General features: G+C 41.0%; 15 protein-coding genes, 2 tRNA genes and 1 rRNA gene. 1 reads left to right on the top strand and 17 read right to left on the bottom strand.

Annotation, left to right across the window (positions count from 1 at the left end; translation table 11 throughout):
* Positions 1–61 precede the first annotated feature (61 nt).
* The 14 genes from pnp to EKM65_RS08790 all read right to left on the bottom strand — a co-directional run bounded on the left by pnp (position 62) and on the right by EKM65_RS08790 (position 14,120).
* Complete coding sequence (gene pnp / locus EKM65_RS08855) at positions 62–2,173, bottom strand: polyribonucleotide nucleotidyltransferase (protein WP_125607619.1); 2,112 nt, start codon at positions 2,171–2,173, stop codon at positions 62–64.
* Positions 2,174–2,251: 78 nt separating this feature from the next.
* On the bottom strand, positions 2,252–2,521 hold the full coding sequence (gene rpsO, locus EKM65_RS08850) for a 30S ribosomal protein S15 (protein ID WP_125607617.1): 270 nt from the start codon (positions 2,519–2,521) through the stop codon (positions 2,252–2,254).
* 142 nt (positions 2,522–2,663) lie between these two features.
* On the bottom strand, positions 2,664–2,921 hold the full coding sequence (gene rpsT / locus EKM65_RS08845; protein WP_125607615.1) for a 30S ribosomal protein S20: 258 nt from the start codon (positions 2,919–2,921) through the stop codon (positions 2,664–2,666).
* A 194-nt stretch (positions 2,922–3,115) separates the two neighbouring features.
* A complete protein-coding gene (gene holA, locus EKM65_RS08840; RefSeq protein WP_164506884.1) occupies positions 3,116–4,180 on the bottom strand; it encodes a DNA polymerase III subunit delta in 1,065 nt (354 codons plus the stop codon).
* A complete protein-coding gene (locus EKM65_RS08835; RefSeq protein WP_125607611.1) occupies positions 4,170–6,443 on the bottom strand; it encodes a DNA internalization-related competence protein ComEC/Rec2 in 2,274 nt (757 codons plus the stop codon). Before EKM65_RS08835 ends, holA begins: the two co-directional genes overlap by 11 nt.
* Position 6,444: 1 nt before the next feature.
* Positions 6,445–7,176 (bottom strand): helix-hairpin-helix domain-containing protein, encoded by a 732-nt coding sequence (locus EKM65_RS08830; protein ID WP_125607609.1) that lies wholly within the window; start codon positions 7,174–7,176, stop codon positions 6,445–6,447.
* 93 nt (positions 7,177–7,269) lie between these two features.
* Entirely contained in the window at positions 7,270–8,307 is a 1,038-nt protein-coding gene (locus EKM65_RS08825) for a SepM family pheromone-processing serine protease (protein ID WP_125607607.1), read from the bottom strand.
* 4 nt (positions 8,308–8,311) lie between these two features.
* The gene (coaD, locus tag EKM65_RS08820; protein WP_125607605.1) at positions 8,312–8,797 is read right to left on the bottom strand and encodes a pantetheine-phosphate adenylyltransferase; all 486 of its coding nucleotides are present in this window, start codon (positions 8,795–8,797) and stop codon (positions 8,312–8,314) included.
* A 6-nt stretch (positions 8,798–8,803) separates the two neighbouring features.
* Complete coding sequence (gene rsmD / locus EKM65_RS08815) at positions 8,804–9,358, bottom strand: 16S rRNA (guanine(966)-N(2))-methyltransferase RsmD (RefSeq protein ID WP_125607603.1); 555 nt, start codon at positions 9,356–9,358, stop codon at positions 8,804–8,806.
* A complete protein-coding gene (locus tag EKM65_RS08810; RefSeq protein ID WP_164506883.1) occupies positions 9,358–9,636 on the bottom strand; it encodes a YlbG family protein in 279 nt (92 codons plus the stop codon). Before EKM65_RS08810 ends, rsmD begins: the two co-directional genes overlap by 1 nt.
* Positions 9,636–10,826 carry an FtsW/RodA/SpoVE family cell cycle protein gene (locus EKM65_RS08805; RefSeq protein ID WP_125607599.1) on the bottom strand — a complete coding sequence of 397 codons (1,191 nt, stop codon included), beginning with the start codon at positions 10,824–10,826 and terminating at the stop codon, positions 9,636–9,638. Before EKM65_RS08805 ends, EKM65_RS08810 begins: the two co-directional genes overlap by 1 nt.
* 280 nt (positions 10,827–11,106) lie before the next feature.
* Complete coding sequence (gene typA, locus EKM65_RS08800; RefSeq protein WP_125607597.1) at positions 11,107–12,951, bottom strand: translational GTPase TypA; 1,845 nt, start codon at positions 12,949–12,951, stop codon at positions 11,107–11,109.
* A gap of 109 nt (positions 12,952–13,060) precedes the next feature.
* On the bottom strand, positions 13,061–13,834 hold the full coding sequence (locus EKM65_RS08795) for an inositol monophosphatase family protein (protein ID WP_164506882.1): 774 nt from the start codon (positions 13,832–13,834) through the stop codon (positions 13,061–13,063).
* Positions 13,824–14,120, bottom strand: a complete 297-nt coding sequence (locus EKM65_RS08790) for a UPF0223 family protein (protein ID WP_164506881.1) — start codon at positions 14,118–14,120, stop codon at positions 13,824–13,826. Before EKM65_RS08790 ends, EKM65_RS08795 begins: the two co-directional genes overlap by 11 nt.
* Positions 14,121–14,296: 176 nt before the next feature.
* Here EKM65_RS08790 and def point away from each other — a divergent pair, with 176 nt between their 5' ends.
* Complete coding sequence (gene def / locus EKM65_RS08785) at positions 14,297–14,863, top strand: peptide deformylase (protein ID WP_125607591.1); 567 nt, start codon at positions 14,297–14,299, stop codon at positions 14,861–14,863.
* A 244-nt stretch (positions 14,864–15,107) separates the two neighbouring features.
* Here def and EKM65_RS08780 read toward each other — a convergent pair.
* From EKM65_RS08780 to rrf, 3 genes are all read right to left on the bottom strand, one after another.
* Positions 15,108–15,198 (bottom strand) — tRNA-Ser (locus tag EKM65_RS08780).
* A 68-nt stretch (positions 15,199–15,266) separates the two neighbouring features.
* Positions 15,267–15,339 (bottom strand) — tRNA-Asn (locus tag EKM65_RS08775).
* Positions 15,340–15,346: 7 nt separating this feature from the next.
* Positions 15,347–15,432: ribosomal RNA gene (gene rrf / locus EKM65_RS11640) — 5S ribosomal RNA — on the bottom strand; the annotation flags it as partial.

Here is a 15,432-nt window from a genome sequence, read left to right as displayed (position 1 = left end):
TGTTTAGGCAAAAATATGGAATTTCACTTGTGATGCTATCGTAAAATTCCACACCGCCAAACTATTTTTGATCATCATCTGCAAGTAATGCTTTACGCGAGGCATTGATTCTACCTTTACCATCAATGCTGACAACCTTAACTAATAATTGGTCGCCTAACTTAACCGCACTCTCAACCTTATCTAAGTGACCAGCAGTCAGTTGTGAAATATGGACTAAGGCATTTTTACCCTTGGCCAGTTCAACGAAAGCACCAAATGGTTCAATTCGATTAACGGTTCCCATGTAAACTTCGCCGACTTTAATTTCCCGCGTTAAATCACTAATAATTTGTTTAGCCGCTTCAATAGCTTCTTCATCATCAGAACTAATTGCAACTGCACCAGTTTGCTCTATATCGATTTTAACACCAGTTTTGTCAATAATCTCGTTAATCGTCTCGCCGCCGCGACCAATTACGTCTTTGATCTTGGCTGGATCGATCATCATTTGTACGATCTTAGGTGCATATTTACTTAATGACTGGCGTGGTGTTGCTAACGTTGCCTTAATCACATCAAGAATTTGTAACCGTGCTTGCTTGGCTTGAGCTAATGCTTCAGCTAGAATCGTTTCAGTCACACCAGTGGCCTTAATATCCATCTGCAACGCAGTAATTCCGGCACTTGTTCCAGCAACTTTGAAATCCATATCACCCAGATGATCTTCAATGCCCTGAATATCTGTCAAGATTGTATAGTCGCTACCTTCTTTGACCAAGCCCATTGCAATCCCTGCCACAGGCGCTTTAATTGGTACGCCACCATCCATTAATGCGAGAGTGCCAGCACAAATACTAGCTTGTGAAGAAGAACCATTGGATTCTAGAACATTGGCAACTAAACGAATGGCATAAGGGAAATCTTCTGTACTCGGAATGACAGGTGTCAAAGCTCGCTCACCCAATGCACCATGACCAATTTCCCGACGACCGGGCGCACCATAACGACCAGTCTCGCCAACGGAGAATTGGGGGAAATTATAATGATGGACAAAAGTCTTGTGATACTCGGGTGTCAGCCCATCAATCACTTGAGCCTCTGCTACAGGCGCTAGCGTCAACGCAGAGAGCACTTGCGTCTGTCCACGGGTAAATAGACCCGAACCGTGCGCACGCGGTAAGAAGCCCACTTCTGCGCTTAATTGGCGTACCTCATCTAATTGGCGGCCATCAGGACGAACCTTATCTTTAATAATGAGCTCCCGCAAAACTTGACGTTCTAGTCCAGTCATTAAGTCATCAACCTGATTGAGAAAGGCTGGATCATCTTCAGCACCACTCAATGCCGCGTAATGATCATGAGCCAGGTTTTTGACGGCTTCAATATTATCATCGCGTTGTAACTTATCTTCAGTGGTAATAGCTTCACGCATGGCCGAGTAATAGTTGTCTTGAATCTCAGCAACTAAATCTTCAGGTGCACTAGGCGCTACGAAATCAATCTTTTCCTGACCAACTTCAGCGATAATTTGTTTTTCGAAACGACATAATTCTTGAACTTTTTCAAAGCCAAATTGTAAAGCGGCTAGAATTTCAGCTTCGGGAATCTCATTACCCCCGGCTTCAACCATGTTCATGGCCGCTTCAGTACCAGCCACGGTTAAATCCAAATCTGATTCTGGTAAGACGTCAGAGTGGGAATTTAATTGTAATTCACCGTTAACTCGAGCAACCTTAACCCCAGCAACCGGACCGTCAAAAGGAATATCAGAAATTCCCAAAGCCAATGATGACCCTAACATCGCCATTAACTCTGGACCTGCTTCGGGGTCAGCGCTAAAAACAATATTAGTAACTTGCACATCATCAACAAAGCCTTCAGGGAACAATGGCCGAATCGGTCGATCAATTAAACGCGCCGTTAGCGTTGCATGCGTACTCGGTTTACCTTCACGCTTGTTGAATCCACCGGGAATTTTACCAGCAGCAAACATCTTCTCATCATAATTAATTGTTAGCGGGAAAAAATCCTGATTTGCTTTAGCAGGCTTGCCCACAACTGCACTCAAAACCACCGTTTCGCCATAACGCACTAAAACGGCACCGTTGGCTTGCTTAGCCACTTGACCAATTTCAACTTGCAGCGGTTTACCCGCCCATTCAAGCTTAAAAACATGTTTCGTTTGTACCATCTGTTGTTCTTCCTTTACTTGGATTTGTAATTCTATGTATAAAGAAAGCGAGATCGATATGACCTCGCTTGGATGAGCTTAACGACGCAAGCCTAAGCTCTTGATTAGTTCACGATAGCGAACAACATCATTTTCACGTAAATATGCTAATAAATTACGACGATGACCAATCTTCTTCAAAAGGCCAACATATGAATGATGATCCTTCTTATGTGACTTCAAATGATCGTTCAATGCATTAATATCAGCAGTTAATACTGCGATTTGTACTTCTGGAGAACCAGTATCGCCTTCGTGGCGAGCGTACTTTTTGATGATTTCGTTCTTCTCTGTTTGAGAAATAGCCATGTTTCCACCTCATTTTTTTATTCCAAGAACTTAGTAAAGCGTCGGTGGGTCGCAAAACTAAGTAATTGGTGAACATCATTACTTTAGCGAAATTTCGCAAAAAAAGCAAGTATAAAAAAAGATTCGGTCTCCCGAATCATTCTTAGTTAGCATTGTTTAATTTTGTCAAACGTGATTTGTCACGAGCAGCTTTATTAGCTTTGATTAAGCCTTTGGAAGCGGCCATATCGACTGAACGAATAGCATCCTTGTACAAAGCGTCAGCATTTTCAGTTTTAGCAGCATTAGCAGTTTCGAACTTCTTAACTGTTGTGCGCATGTTTGCTTTTTGGCTAGCATTTGCTAAACGAGCTTTTTCGTTTGTTTTTACACGTTTGATTGCAGATTTGATTTGTGGCATTAAGGTCACCTCCAGCGTAGACTAATTCAAACTCAACGTTAAATATTATATCAAACTACGCTAGATATGCAAGTAACTTTATTAAAAAGAGTCTTTTCGGTGACAAAAAAATAATAATTTTGCATTTCAAAATGCGCTTGGTCAAAAAAATTAGTCAGATTTGCCGTTTTAAACTCGCAACACCTTCACTAAAGCTAGCCTGTAAAGGTAGCTTGTTCAGCTCGACTAGAAAATTTGATGATCAATAATTGTAAGGCCTGCTCTTTATTAGCTCGTCCAGACTTAATTTGATAATCTAAATCCACTAACTCTAATGACATTCTCTTTAATTGTTGTAGCCCAAATTGACGTTCTTGTTGCAGCGCTAATTTAACGCGATACGGATGAACTTTTAACTGTCCAGCGATGTCCCCTTGCGAGAAACCGGCTTGTCGTAAAATTTTAGTTTGCAACAATAACCGAATTTGTGACGTAATTAGCGACAATAATTGAATTGGTTCATTACCATTGATTAGTAATTGCTGGTATATTTCTAAAGCAGACTTTTGCTGGCGGTTTAACGTGTTAGCTACTAGACTAAAAACGTCGTCATCAATAACTTGATCAACCACTTGATCAACATCAGCTACTGTAATCGTTCGTCCAGAGCCAACAAACAGGGCCAGTTGCTGCAACTGCTTGGCTGCTAACGAATATTGCTCATCAACGCGATGCTGCAACAATTCCAAAGCAGATGTTTCAATTTGAATTTTTTCTTCTTGGCAAAGTTGTTTCAAGGCACTCGTCAATTGATACCCTTGTAATTTACTAGCATCAACAATCAGGGCATTGTTTTCGACTGCTTTGGTTACTTTCTTGCGCTCATCTAACTTTTCATAATTGGCCCAAAAGATCAACTTAGTGCTTGGTTGAGGATGCGTCAAATAATCGATCAAGGCGTCAAACTCATGATCGACTTTATTCTTACGAGCTTCCCCACTCAGAAACGTCGGCTGCGTCAACATCACAATCCGCCAGTCACCAAAAAACGGAATTGATGCCGCATCGTCTAAAGCAGCCCCAAGACTATCCTCGGTCAAATCATAGCGACCATAATTCATCTCTTGTTCTTCTGGTATCAGTAAATGTTCGAAATATGTTTTAGCTTGATCCAGTAATGCTTGCTCTTGACCCAAGACCAAAATAACTGACGGCAAATCAGTTAAAGACAGCTTTTTTAATTGTGTCACAGAAATACGTTTGGCTTTTTTATTGACCACTGATTTGTTCATTCCCAACTAATTTTGTTCGAATTTTCATTTGTTTCGTTAACGGCCTAAAATACCATTCAATCATACCATAATGTGCTGTGTTTAAATACGGCACTCCTAACTCGGCAAAGGTCGCTAAAGTCTCCTGATTAGGATGATGATAGCGGTTATGACGCCCAGAGGAAATCAGCGCCAATCGTGGCTTGATTCGGGCAACAAATTCTGGATCACTGGAAGTTTTGCTGCCATGATGCCCGACTTTTAAATAATCTATCGTTAGATCAGGATATTTTTTTAAAATGGTTAATTCTCCCGCACGATCTAAATCGCCAGTAAACAACCAATTGCGATTGCCCAGTTTCAATAACAGTGTCAGTGAATCTTCATTATCTCCTAAGCCGGCCTGTTGCGGCGCCACAAATTGTCCCTGTAAACGCTGATCAGTCAATTGTTGTCCTGCTAGTCTCGGCAGATAACGAAGTGAGCGCGGTGCATTTTTTAATTGCTGTCTGAAATTGAGATTTTGCGCCATTCCTTGTGTAAAAATAATATTGTTCACTGGAAACTTCTTTAATAACACTGCTAAATCACCTAAATGATCTGCATCTTGATGAGTTACCAAAACATAATCTAGGTGACTTATACCTTGACTACACAAATAAGGAATCGTGATCCGCTCCACCCGCGAATTTTTAACACGCTGGCGCCATTTGTCCGAACCAAACATTAGTTGACCACCAGTATCGATTAATAAAGTTCGTTTAGGAAATGCTGTCTGAATCAAAAGACTATCACCTTGACCAACATCAATCATGGTAACCTGATCGCGCAAGCCAATTCGATAATAACCCCCAACAAGCATCAATGGCAAAACCAGTTGCACCCATTTTTTGAAACGGATATTGGGTAATTCAAAACTTATTAATGCTGCACCGATTAAACCCAACACTAAGAAAACCGGCAACTGACCAACCGTCATTTGTAGTGGTAAAAGTGTGGCCAACTGATTTAGCAGCTCGTAGAGTCCTTGCCAAATCGGCTCAATTCCAGCACATGTCGCCGGAAATACCAATGTCATCAAAGTTGCTGGTAAAATCAAAACGCTAAATAGTGGGGCGAACAAGCCACCCATTAATAATGCGATGACGTTAAACGTTGCCGTCCAAAACAAAATTAACAACATGCTTAAATACCCTAAGCGTAATTGCAGTTGCCAAGGTTGCAGTGTACGCGGAAATACGCGCAGCGCAAATGAAAGTAAGAAGCTTAATTGCGGACCAAGTTCTAACAGAGCTGTTGGTTGGCACCACAAACAAAGTAACAACACAATTGTGAGTTGATCTAAAGTTGCCATTCTAACTTTGCGCCAACGTAAAATTTCGCGCAAGAAATATGAAAAAACAGCCCGCAAAATGCCAATTTGACCACCAACAAAAAGTGCATAGACTGGTAATATTAGCAACAAAAATAAGCGGGTTACTTCATCTGGAATCAAGAAGCGCGCACCCAGCCATCGCCAACTGCGAATTAATAAATCCACATGTAACCCAGAAATGGCAAACAAATGAATAATACCCAAAGTACTCAACAATTCCCTAATTTCAAGATCGGCTTGCTCACTATAACCGGCAATTAATGCCCGTAAATGAAAAGCACAATATTTAGGTCGATTAGTTAACGTGTTCAAAAACTTTTTACGCAACTGACTCACGACTTCACTAAGGTGTTTAGGTTTGACCTGTGCTACTTGCGCAATTTCTGCGGTCACTTGTTGTTGAACTTGGCGATGAGCAGCCCACTGCTTAAAGTCAAATTCAGACCAATTGGTTGCTGGTGTAATTGTCGTCACAGTCGGATCTTTAAGAGTTAACTGTAGCCTTTGATCGTTCTTTAATAAGAACTGTTGTTGAACCTCCGATGTGATTTTGACCATCACAAATATTTTTTGTCTCCCAGCTTGACCAACTCCTGTTAATAAATCGCCATTGACCTTATAGCCATCAGCGTTTAATTGTACCGACTCACAATTCTTCAAGAATTGTTGCTGGTGATTCAGCCATAATTGATGTCCAGTAAAGGCGAGTGTTAGTAGCAGCGTGAGTAGACCTAACCGGATTGAACGAACACAATAGAGTCGCCATAGTAAAAAAACAGCAGCAAGCACACCTGTCCACCAATACTGCGGTTGCCAAAAAATTCCTAAAACAACTAAAACGGCGAGTCCAGCTAAAAGCAACTTACCAGAATATGTTTGATCGTAACCAATCGTCATCTTAAATACACAGTTGTTCACGAATTTTAGCTAAAGTTTTATCACCAATTCCACTGACCTTTGTTAAATCGTCAACACTTTTGAAAGGTCCTTCAGTTTCCCGATATGCAATAATATCAGCGGCTTTTTTCGGACCAATACCACTAACTTGTTGAAGTTGCGTTACGTCGGCTTGATTAAGGTTAACTTTATTGGGCACACCAGTCTCACCAGTCACCGTTACACTTGCTGTGGTAGCAGAGGTAGCTGGTGCACCGGCTTGGTCTTGCACTAATGCCTCTTCTCCTTTTTTAGGCACATAAATGCTGAGCCCATCTTGCAATGGCTGGGCTAAATTAAGCTGACGATTATCAGCAGCAGCTGTCAACCCGCCAGCTAGCTTAACAAGATCGTTTATTCGTGCAGTCGCCGCTACTTGATAAACATCAGGCCGCGCCACTTCGCCCTTAATTTCCACATAAATTTTGGTAGGCGTTGTCGAACTTTCTGTCGACGGTTGCTGAGCATTACGCTCAGCAACTGATGTTGATTGAGCCGACGTGGCAGCAGACTGTCCCTGATCTTGAGAATTTGTTGCTGCCGTCAACTGTGCTAGATCTGCTTCTGGCTTAGCGTCTTGTACTTGCTGAATGATCCCAAAAACAATTAATCCTAAAATTACGACTAAAATGCTGCCATATTTGAGCGGCTGTTGCAGTAGCACTTGCTTAAGCCGTTGCCAAATGTTTTTCATAAAATTCACCTCATGTTTAAATACGCAAAAAGCCGCAAAAAATTTGCGGCCCTGCTTTACTTAAACTGATTTAAATTTTAAAGATTATTCCAACTATTGATGTGTTTTTAAATAATCAATCACATCAGCAAATTTTCGTACTGGTACAATTTTCATCTTGGTCTTAATCTTTTTAGCGGCAGCCAATGCTTCATGATAATTATTGACATAATTAGGATCTGCTTGTTTAATGGCCTTAGTCACGGGATCATTAGGCGCTAAGAATATCGTCGCCCCAGCATTATTTGCAGCGACAACTTTTTTATCAATTCCACCAATCGCACCAACCGTTCCATCAGCGGCAATTGTGCCTGTTCCGGCAATTTTACGACCGTTCCGTAAATTACCATGCGTTAATTGTTCATAAACTTGTAAGGAGAACATCATGCCTGCTGAGGGACCACCAATCGCACCTGCATTGATCTTAACCGGCGTTTCAGTCTTAATCGTCGTCCGATCAGTTAAGGTAATCCCAATGCCATGACGTTTTGTCTGAGGCAGCTTAATAACCTTAGCCGTGGCAACTTGATTCTGATTGGCATGTTGATAAGATATTTTAACCTTGGTGCCAACACCTTTGTCTTTTAAATAATCAATAAAACCTTGATTACTTTGGAAATGATGACCATCCACAGCCGTAATCGTATCACCGATCTTAACCACTCCAGCCAAGCTCGATTGCTTAATTACATTCATGACATAGATGCCCAAGTATTTAACCTGATAAGGTTGTTTGGCTAGTTTGTAAGCCTGCTCAATGGCATTGTTAATCGAACTTTCCATGTAGTAATCTTGGATCTGATTATAGGTTTCATCGCTAGCACTGCCCATTAATTCCTGTTGACTTAAAATATCTTCGAAAGAATTAAAATGCGCCGTTAACCAACCAAATGGTGTTGCCTGGCGAATCCCGACCGTCACCAACATGTAGGCACCTTTTTGGGTATCCTTTTTACCATCGACCGTTACAAATTGACGCAACGGTTCCGCGGAACCTGGCTCTTCGATATAAGCAGGTAAAGGCAACGCGAAGAAAACAATTAATAGCACTAAGGTTACCACTGCTATGCCAATTTTTTGCCACCGTTTCATATTGTCAGTCCTTTAATTTTCGACTTAAAATAGCAATTGCAGTTGGTGTGAGAAACGCCGAAACATCACCGCCAAAGACTAAAACTTCTTTGATCATACTTGATGAAACGAATGAATTATCCTGATCAGCCAACAAAAAAACAGTTTGAATATTCGGTGCTAAGGTTTGATTCATCTGGGCAACACCGGTTTCATACTCCAAATCCGCACTATTACGTAGACCACGTACTAAAAATTGCGCACCGACTTGTCGGGCCAAATCTGTCGTTAAAGTCGCAGGCCGTGCGATTACCCGCACACCAGTCAAATCTGCTACAGCATCGGTAACAACTTGAACCTTTTCTGCAGTCGTTAATAAATAATGCTTACTATCATTGGTCATAATAGCAACCACAACTTCATCGAAAACAGTTAATGCTTTCTTTAAAATTTGCAAATGTCCCTTCGTAAAAGGATCAAAGCTCCCTGCAAAAAGCGCGACTTTACCCATTACTGATCATCCTTTGTTATATTGATAAACTGAAATCTTGGTAATGCCATAATCATGATACTTCAGCGCCGTGAAATGTTCTGGAAGTGCAATGACATCCTCTTTTTCAGTTTCAACGATAATCATGCACTCATTTGCCAGTAGATTTAAACGCACTAACTTTTCTAACAATTGTTCAATAATTTTAAAACGATAAGGTGGATCCAAAAAAACATAGTTAAATTGTTGCTGTTCAGCTGCCAACGTACTAAGCGCGGTTTGAGCGGCCGTTTTCATTAGCCGAAAGCGTTCTGGCTCTTTCGTCACGGCAATATTTTCTGCAATCACGCTTTGCGCTTGGCGCTGCTTGTCAACTAATACTGCTGCATCACAGCCTCGCGACACAGCTTCAATTCCTAAACCACCCGTTCCAGCAAAAAGATCCAAGACCTGACCACTAGCAAAATAAGGACCAATCATACTAAACAGCGCTTCTTTAACTTTATCAGTTGTCGGGCGCGTTTGATTACCTGGGACTGCTTTTAGGCGGCGACCACCATAATTGCCTGCAATCACTCTCATTAATTTTCTCCCGTACTGGCCGCTTGAGCTTCTCGATCAAGCTTAATGCCTAAATTCATGTCAAGTTGTTTACGGGGCGACACATCTACTTTTTTGACAAAGCGTAAATTGTTAAGGGCTTTAACAGTCGTCTCTAGCTGCTTCTCATCAATATACATCACCAAATATTTCATGCGCTTGGACACATAATAAATCGTACCGTAACGCCGTAACTGACGCACTTGTTTAAGCGAATAAACCCAGATGGACAACGAAATACGTTCTCTGATAACGAACACTACAATCCGCTCCTTTCTCGATTACTTTTTTCTGTTGCACTAATATTCAAGACTAAACCCATACAAATCGCCAAAACCAACATACTAGAGCCCCCATAACTGATAAACGGTAAGGTCACACCAGTAATCGGAATCAAGCCTAACAGGCCACCAACGTTAATCAACGTTTGAACGAACAGGATTGCGGAAACACCGTAACAAACCAGCATGTGATAAGTATTATGCGATCGCATGCCAATCAACAAGCTTCTAACAATTAGGATGCCTAACAAAATCAAAATGACCGATACAGCAACAACGCCAAGTTCTTCCGCAGTAATTGACAAAATAAAATCCGTGTATGGTTCTGGTAAATAACCAAGTTTTTGAATACTATTTCCTAACCCGCGGCCAAACCAACCACCGTTATTAATCGCATAATAAGAATTGACTAACTGTGCACCGCCATGTTGTTCCAATTTAAACGGATGCAAAAATGAACGGAAACGATCCAACTGGTATAGCTGTAGACCGGAAATCTTCAAAAACAGTGATGACTTATTGAGATGACCAATAAAATTAACTAAAACACAAAACATCCCGAAAATCAACGCACCACCGCCGATCGTGAATCCCCACGAAACACCGCTAGCACCAATTAAAACAACTGCAATGAAAGACAGAATTAAGGCACCACCTAAATCGGGCTGAATCATCGTTAGCAACACGAAAAGTGCGGTTAAGGCCAATGGTGCCCCGAAAACTTCGAGAATGTGGCCCTTCTTTAATTTTTTCTCTCGGCGCCCTAAAATATAAGCGAAATAAAGGACGATGGCTAATTTGGCAATTTCCACAGGTTGAATATTAAACGCACCAATGTTAATCCAACCCACGGCACCATTTTGAGCCGCTGATGGATTGAAGTGGCTAATAATCCGCAGCAGAATTAACAAAGCCAATGTACTCAACGTGATAATTGTCACCGTACCCTTGGAGTACCAGAAATGAGCGGGAAACCAATAGGTGATGCCGGCCAAAAATAGACCACCCAAAGCAAAAATTGCTTGTCGCTTTAAATAAGTTGTTGGCGAAAGATTAGCCGCAATCATTTCACCTGAGCTTGCTGAATAGACCATAATCACACCAATAACAATTAATAATAAATAGGGAATTAAGATCCATGGGTCTAAACGTCGTAGTTTTTCTTTCAAAGGAGCCAGTTCCTTCCTGGATAAAGATGGTTAGAACTATTATAACATCACTTATCCCTACTAAAAAATATGGTCGGCCACCTTTGTAAAAATAAAAGAAAAAAAGGAAGCGCGATACAAACCAAACTTGAAAGCAACATTGATCGCTAGCTGTTTCATTTATTTAGAACTGGGATTGGATAGAGCAGTGACGTTATCGTCATTAAACTCGCGATTTCTTTTCACGATAACCCAAAATAAAAAAACCAGGAATTTTATCCCAGTTTTTTCGCATTCATGATTATTTTTTATCAACCATTTTTCTTTGTTTATCTGACTTGCGACGTTCGTTAGTCCCAAGAATCTTTTTACGCAAACGAACACTTTGAGGTGTAACTTCACAGTATTCATCTTCGTTTAAGAATTCGATTGATTCTTCAAGTGTTAAATCACGTGGTGTCCGAATTGCAGCAGCATGATCCTTACCAGCAGCACGCGTGTTAGTTAAGTTCTTACCCTTAGTAACATTAACCGCAATATCTTGTTCACGACTACTTTGACCAACAACCATTCCTTCGTATACTTCCGTTCCAGCGTCGATAAAGAGCTCACCACGGTCTTCTACAGACTGTAAGCTATAAGTAGTCGCAACACCCTGGTTAATTGACACAAGGGCACCCGTACGACGTCCTGGCGTCCAATTGCGGATTACTGGCATGTACTTTTCATATGAATGGTTCAAAATACCATAACCACCAGTCATAGATAAGAATTCAGTTGAATAGCCAATCAAACCACGAGATGGTGCTAAGAAGAGCATCCGAGTTTGACCATTACCAACAGATTCCATATTTTGCATGTCACCCTTACGTTGAGCCATCGAATCAATCACAGAACCAACATATTCATCCGGCGTATCGATCTGGACGCTTTCAAATGGTTCGCTAAGCTTACCATCAATTTCGCGATAGATAACTTCTGGACGAGAAAGTTGTAATTCGAAACCTTCACGGCGCATCTCTTCAACTAAGATTGACAAATGCAATTCACCACGTCCAGAAACAACCCAGGCGCCTGGTAAATCAGTATCATCAACGCGCAATGAAACGTCGGTGTGTAATTGTGACTTCAAACGATCTTCCAACTTACGAGCAGTGACAAATTTACCTTCACGGCCTGCAAATGGCGAATCATTAACTGCAAACGTCATTTGTAAGGTTGGTGCATCAATTCGCAAGATTGGTAAACGATCTGGTTGGTCTGTTGGTGTAACTGTTTCACCGACGAAAATATCTTCCATACCAGAAACGGCAATCAAGTCACCAGCCTTAGCCTCTTCAACCTCAATTCGTTTCAAGCCGAAGAAACCAAACAACTTAGTCACACGGAAGTTCTTGGCAGTTCCATCTAATTTCAAGACAGAAACGCTATCACCAATTTTAATCTTACCGCGGAAAATACGACCAACTCCAATACGACCAACGTAATCGTTATAATCAAGCATTGCAACTTGGAATTGTAATGGTTCATCGCTGTTATCGACTGGTGCGGGAATTGTGTCTAAGATTGTATCAAAGACAGGATCCATCGTGTGAGCTTGTGTATCTAATTCGGGATCCATACTTGATGTACCATTAACAGCACTAGTATAAACAACTGGGAAATCAAGTTGATCTTCATCAGCACCGAGTTCGATGAATAATTCAAGTACTTCATCAACAACCTCGGCAGGACGTGCACCGGGACGATCAATCTTGTTGATCACAACGATTGGTGTCAAATGCTGCTCCAAAGCCTTCTTCAAGACGAAACGAGTTTGTGGCATCGTTCCTTCAAAAGCATCGACAACTAGTAATACGCCATCAACCATGCGCATGATTCGTTCTACTTCACCACCAAAGTCAGCATGTCCTGGTGTGTCCAAGATATTGATTTTGTGGTCATGATAATCAACGGCCGTAACCTTTGATAAAATTGTGATACCACGTTCGCGTTCAATTGGATTTGAATCCATGGCGCGGTCTTCCAAGTTAATATGTTCATCAAGTGTATCAGATTGTTTCAATAATTCATTTACGAGTGTCGTTTTGCCATGATCGACATGGGCGATGATGGCAATATTACGAATATCTTCACGTGTTTTCAATGAGTTTCTTCCTTCCAAAAAGCGTATACGACGACAAAAATCATACAGACAAGTAAAATAATAACATATAATTTGTCGTGCTTACAGAAAATTATTCAATAAATCGTTTTCAACTTTGCAATTTCGTAAAATTTTGCCAAATTGTGGGAATTCCCGCAATAATAATTTCACGTTTGAGCAGTGATGGTTGCTGTCCAGTAACCGTGTGAGCCTCAATATTTAAAGCACTGCCAATGGCCCAACCCGCAGCAACGTCCCACGGTGATAAATTAGAAATATATCCGATTTGTTTACCCGTAATAACTTGACCGAATTCAATACCAGCACTACCGGTAATTCGCGCACCAGAACTTAAACGAATTAAATCAGTGACATGGTCCACATTCTTGGCTAGCATTCCGCTATTCACACCAATTAGACCATCCGCAATATTAAGATCTAAACGAATCGATAATGGTCGCCCATTCAACATAACACCTGTAGTTGGCCCGCCAACAATTAGCTTTTGCGCCATGACATCCAGAATGCCTCCAACAATTGGTTGACCATCAAGATAAACACCAATCATCGTTGCAAAATTTTCCTTTTGCTTAACAAAATTCATCGTACCATCAATCGGATCGACGAAAAAAATTAAGCCGGCCAAATCCTCGACAACGTCGCCAAACCCCTCTTCACCACAAATCCGTGCCTGCGGATAATTAGTACGAATTTGTCGAACGTAAAACTGTTCAATCTCCTTATCACGGTTCGTGACCAGATCATTACGGCCACTTTTCGTCTTAACGTGTAATTCATCTGTTAAGCTTTGCCTGATTTTATCACCCGCGACGGTTAACCAAGCAACTAAATCATGTTGAATCTTTAACGGTTCAATTGTCATGATGTTCCTCATTTTTCATTTGAATTGTTTTGGTTTTGGCCCGAGTAACGGCCTGAGTGACTCGATAAATTGAATAATCAGTTAATTGCTGAAACTCACGGTCGATCGTCTTCTGCTCCATCTTACTCGGAACAACTTTCAAATAGTTAGTCCAATCTTTTTGAAACGTTGCCACAACTATTTTATTTTCGTAAGCATCTTCTACATCAGTAAAAATTTTCATAACGGCTAGTAATTTATCATTAGACCAATCAGGATCGATTGGATATGTATAATTTTCTTTCATTGGTTCGCTCCAATTAGTGTTTCTCATTTATCTTACCACATTTCGCACTCGCTTTTATAGCGACGTTTGCGTTTTAATTTACCTGCTTTTATGGTATTTATGTTAACTGGACTTTAAAACGTCGCTTTTTTTTGCTAGACTTTAAATAATAAGTTTAAATGTTTGGAGGAACAATTTTGTACTTAATGAATGATATCGTTCGCGATGGTGATCCCGTATTACGCGCCGTTGCTAAGAATGTTGAATTTCCCTTATCTGATAATGACAAAAAATTAGCCCACGATATGATGGAATATCTGGAAAATAGTCAAACACCCGAATTATCCAAGAAATACGGTCTACGTCCTGGCGTCGGGTTAGCCGCACCACAGGTTGGTGTTTCGGAAATGATGGCTGCTGTTTTAGTACCCGGCAATGATGAAAATGATAACACGCCAATTTTTAAAGAGGTCATCATTAATCCCGTTATCATTAGCCATTCTGTTCAACCAACTGCACTATCAGAAGGAGAAGGTTGCCTGTCCGTTGATGAGGATGTTCCTGGTTATGTTGTTCGCCACGATCGTATTACTGTCCGCTATCAAGATATGAATGGTGAAAAGCATCAAATTCGCTTACGTGACTACCCTGCAATTGTTTGCCAGCATGAGATTGATCATTTAAATGGTCATTTATATTACGACCTAATTGACACAAAGGAACCATTTGCTTTGCCAGATAAGAATACGGTCATTATCGATTAGTTCATTCAAGACTTTGCTCAATAAAACCAGGGTTCGGTTGAGTTAAATGATTAACCCAGTCGCCTTTTTGGCAAAAAAGAATGGTGCTGTTGAGACATTCAGGTCCAAGCCTACATTTTTATGATATCTAGGAGCAGAAACAGAGTTGGAATTTTTATTCCAATTCTTTTTTGTTTGCAAAAATTCAAGCTAAATAAAAAAGCATTCAGATTAGTCTGAATACTTTTAAGCGATAGAACGTTGACGGAGAGTAAGGGATTCGAACCCTTGATACAGGATTATACCCATATACATGATTTCCAATCATGCTCCTTCGGCCGCTCGGACAACTCTCCAACCTACGATAACTGAACAATTATCTCATTAACCAAAAAAATCGGTCTCATTGACCGACTTTGGCTAACTCCGGTTGTCAGACTCGAACTGACGACATCTTGATTAACAGTCAAGCGCTCTACCAACTGAGCTAAACCGGAATTACTAGCGTGGCAGCGCCCTACCCTCGCAGGCAGTCTCCCACCAACTACTCTCGGCGCTAAGAAGCTTAACTTCTGTGTTCGGCATGGATA

It is taken from the genome of Lapidilactobacillus bayanensis (assembly GCF_003946695.1).
Classification (GTDB): Bacteria; Bacillota; Bacilli; order Lactobacillales; family Lactobacillaceae; genus Lapidilactobacillus; species Lapidilactobacillus bayanensis.
The sequence above is the reverse complement of the archived record's forward strand: the minus strand, read 5'-3'. Positions and strand labels throughout refer to the sequence as shown.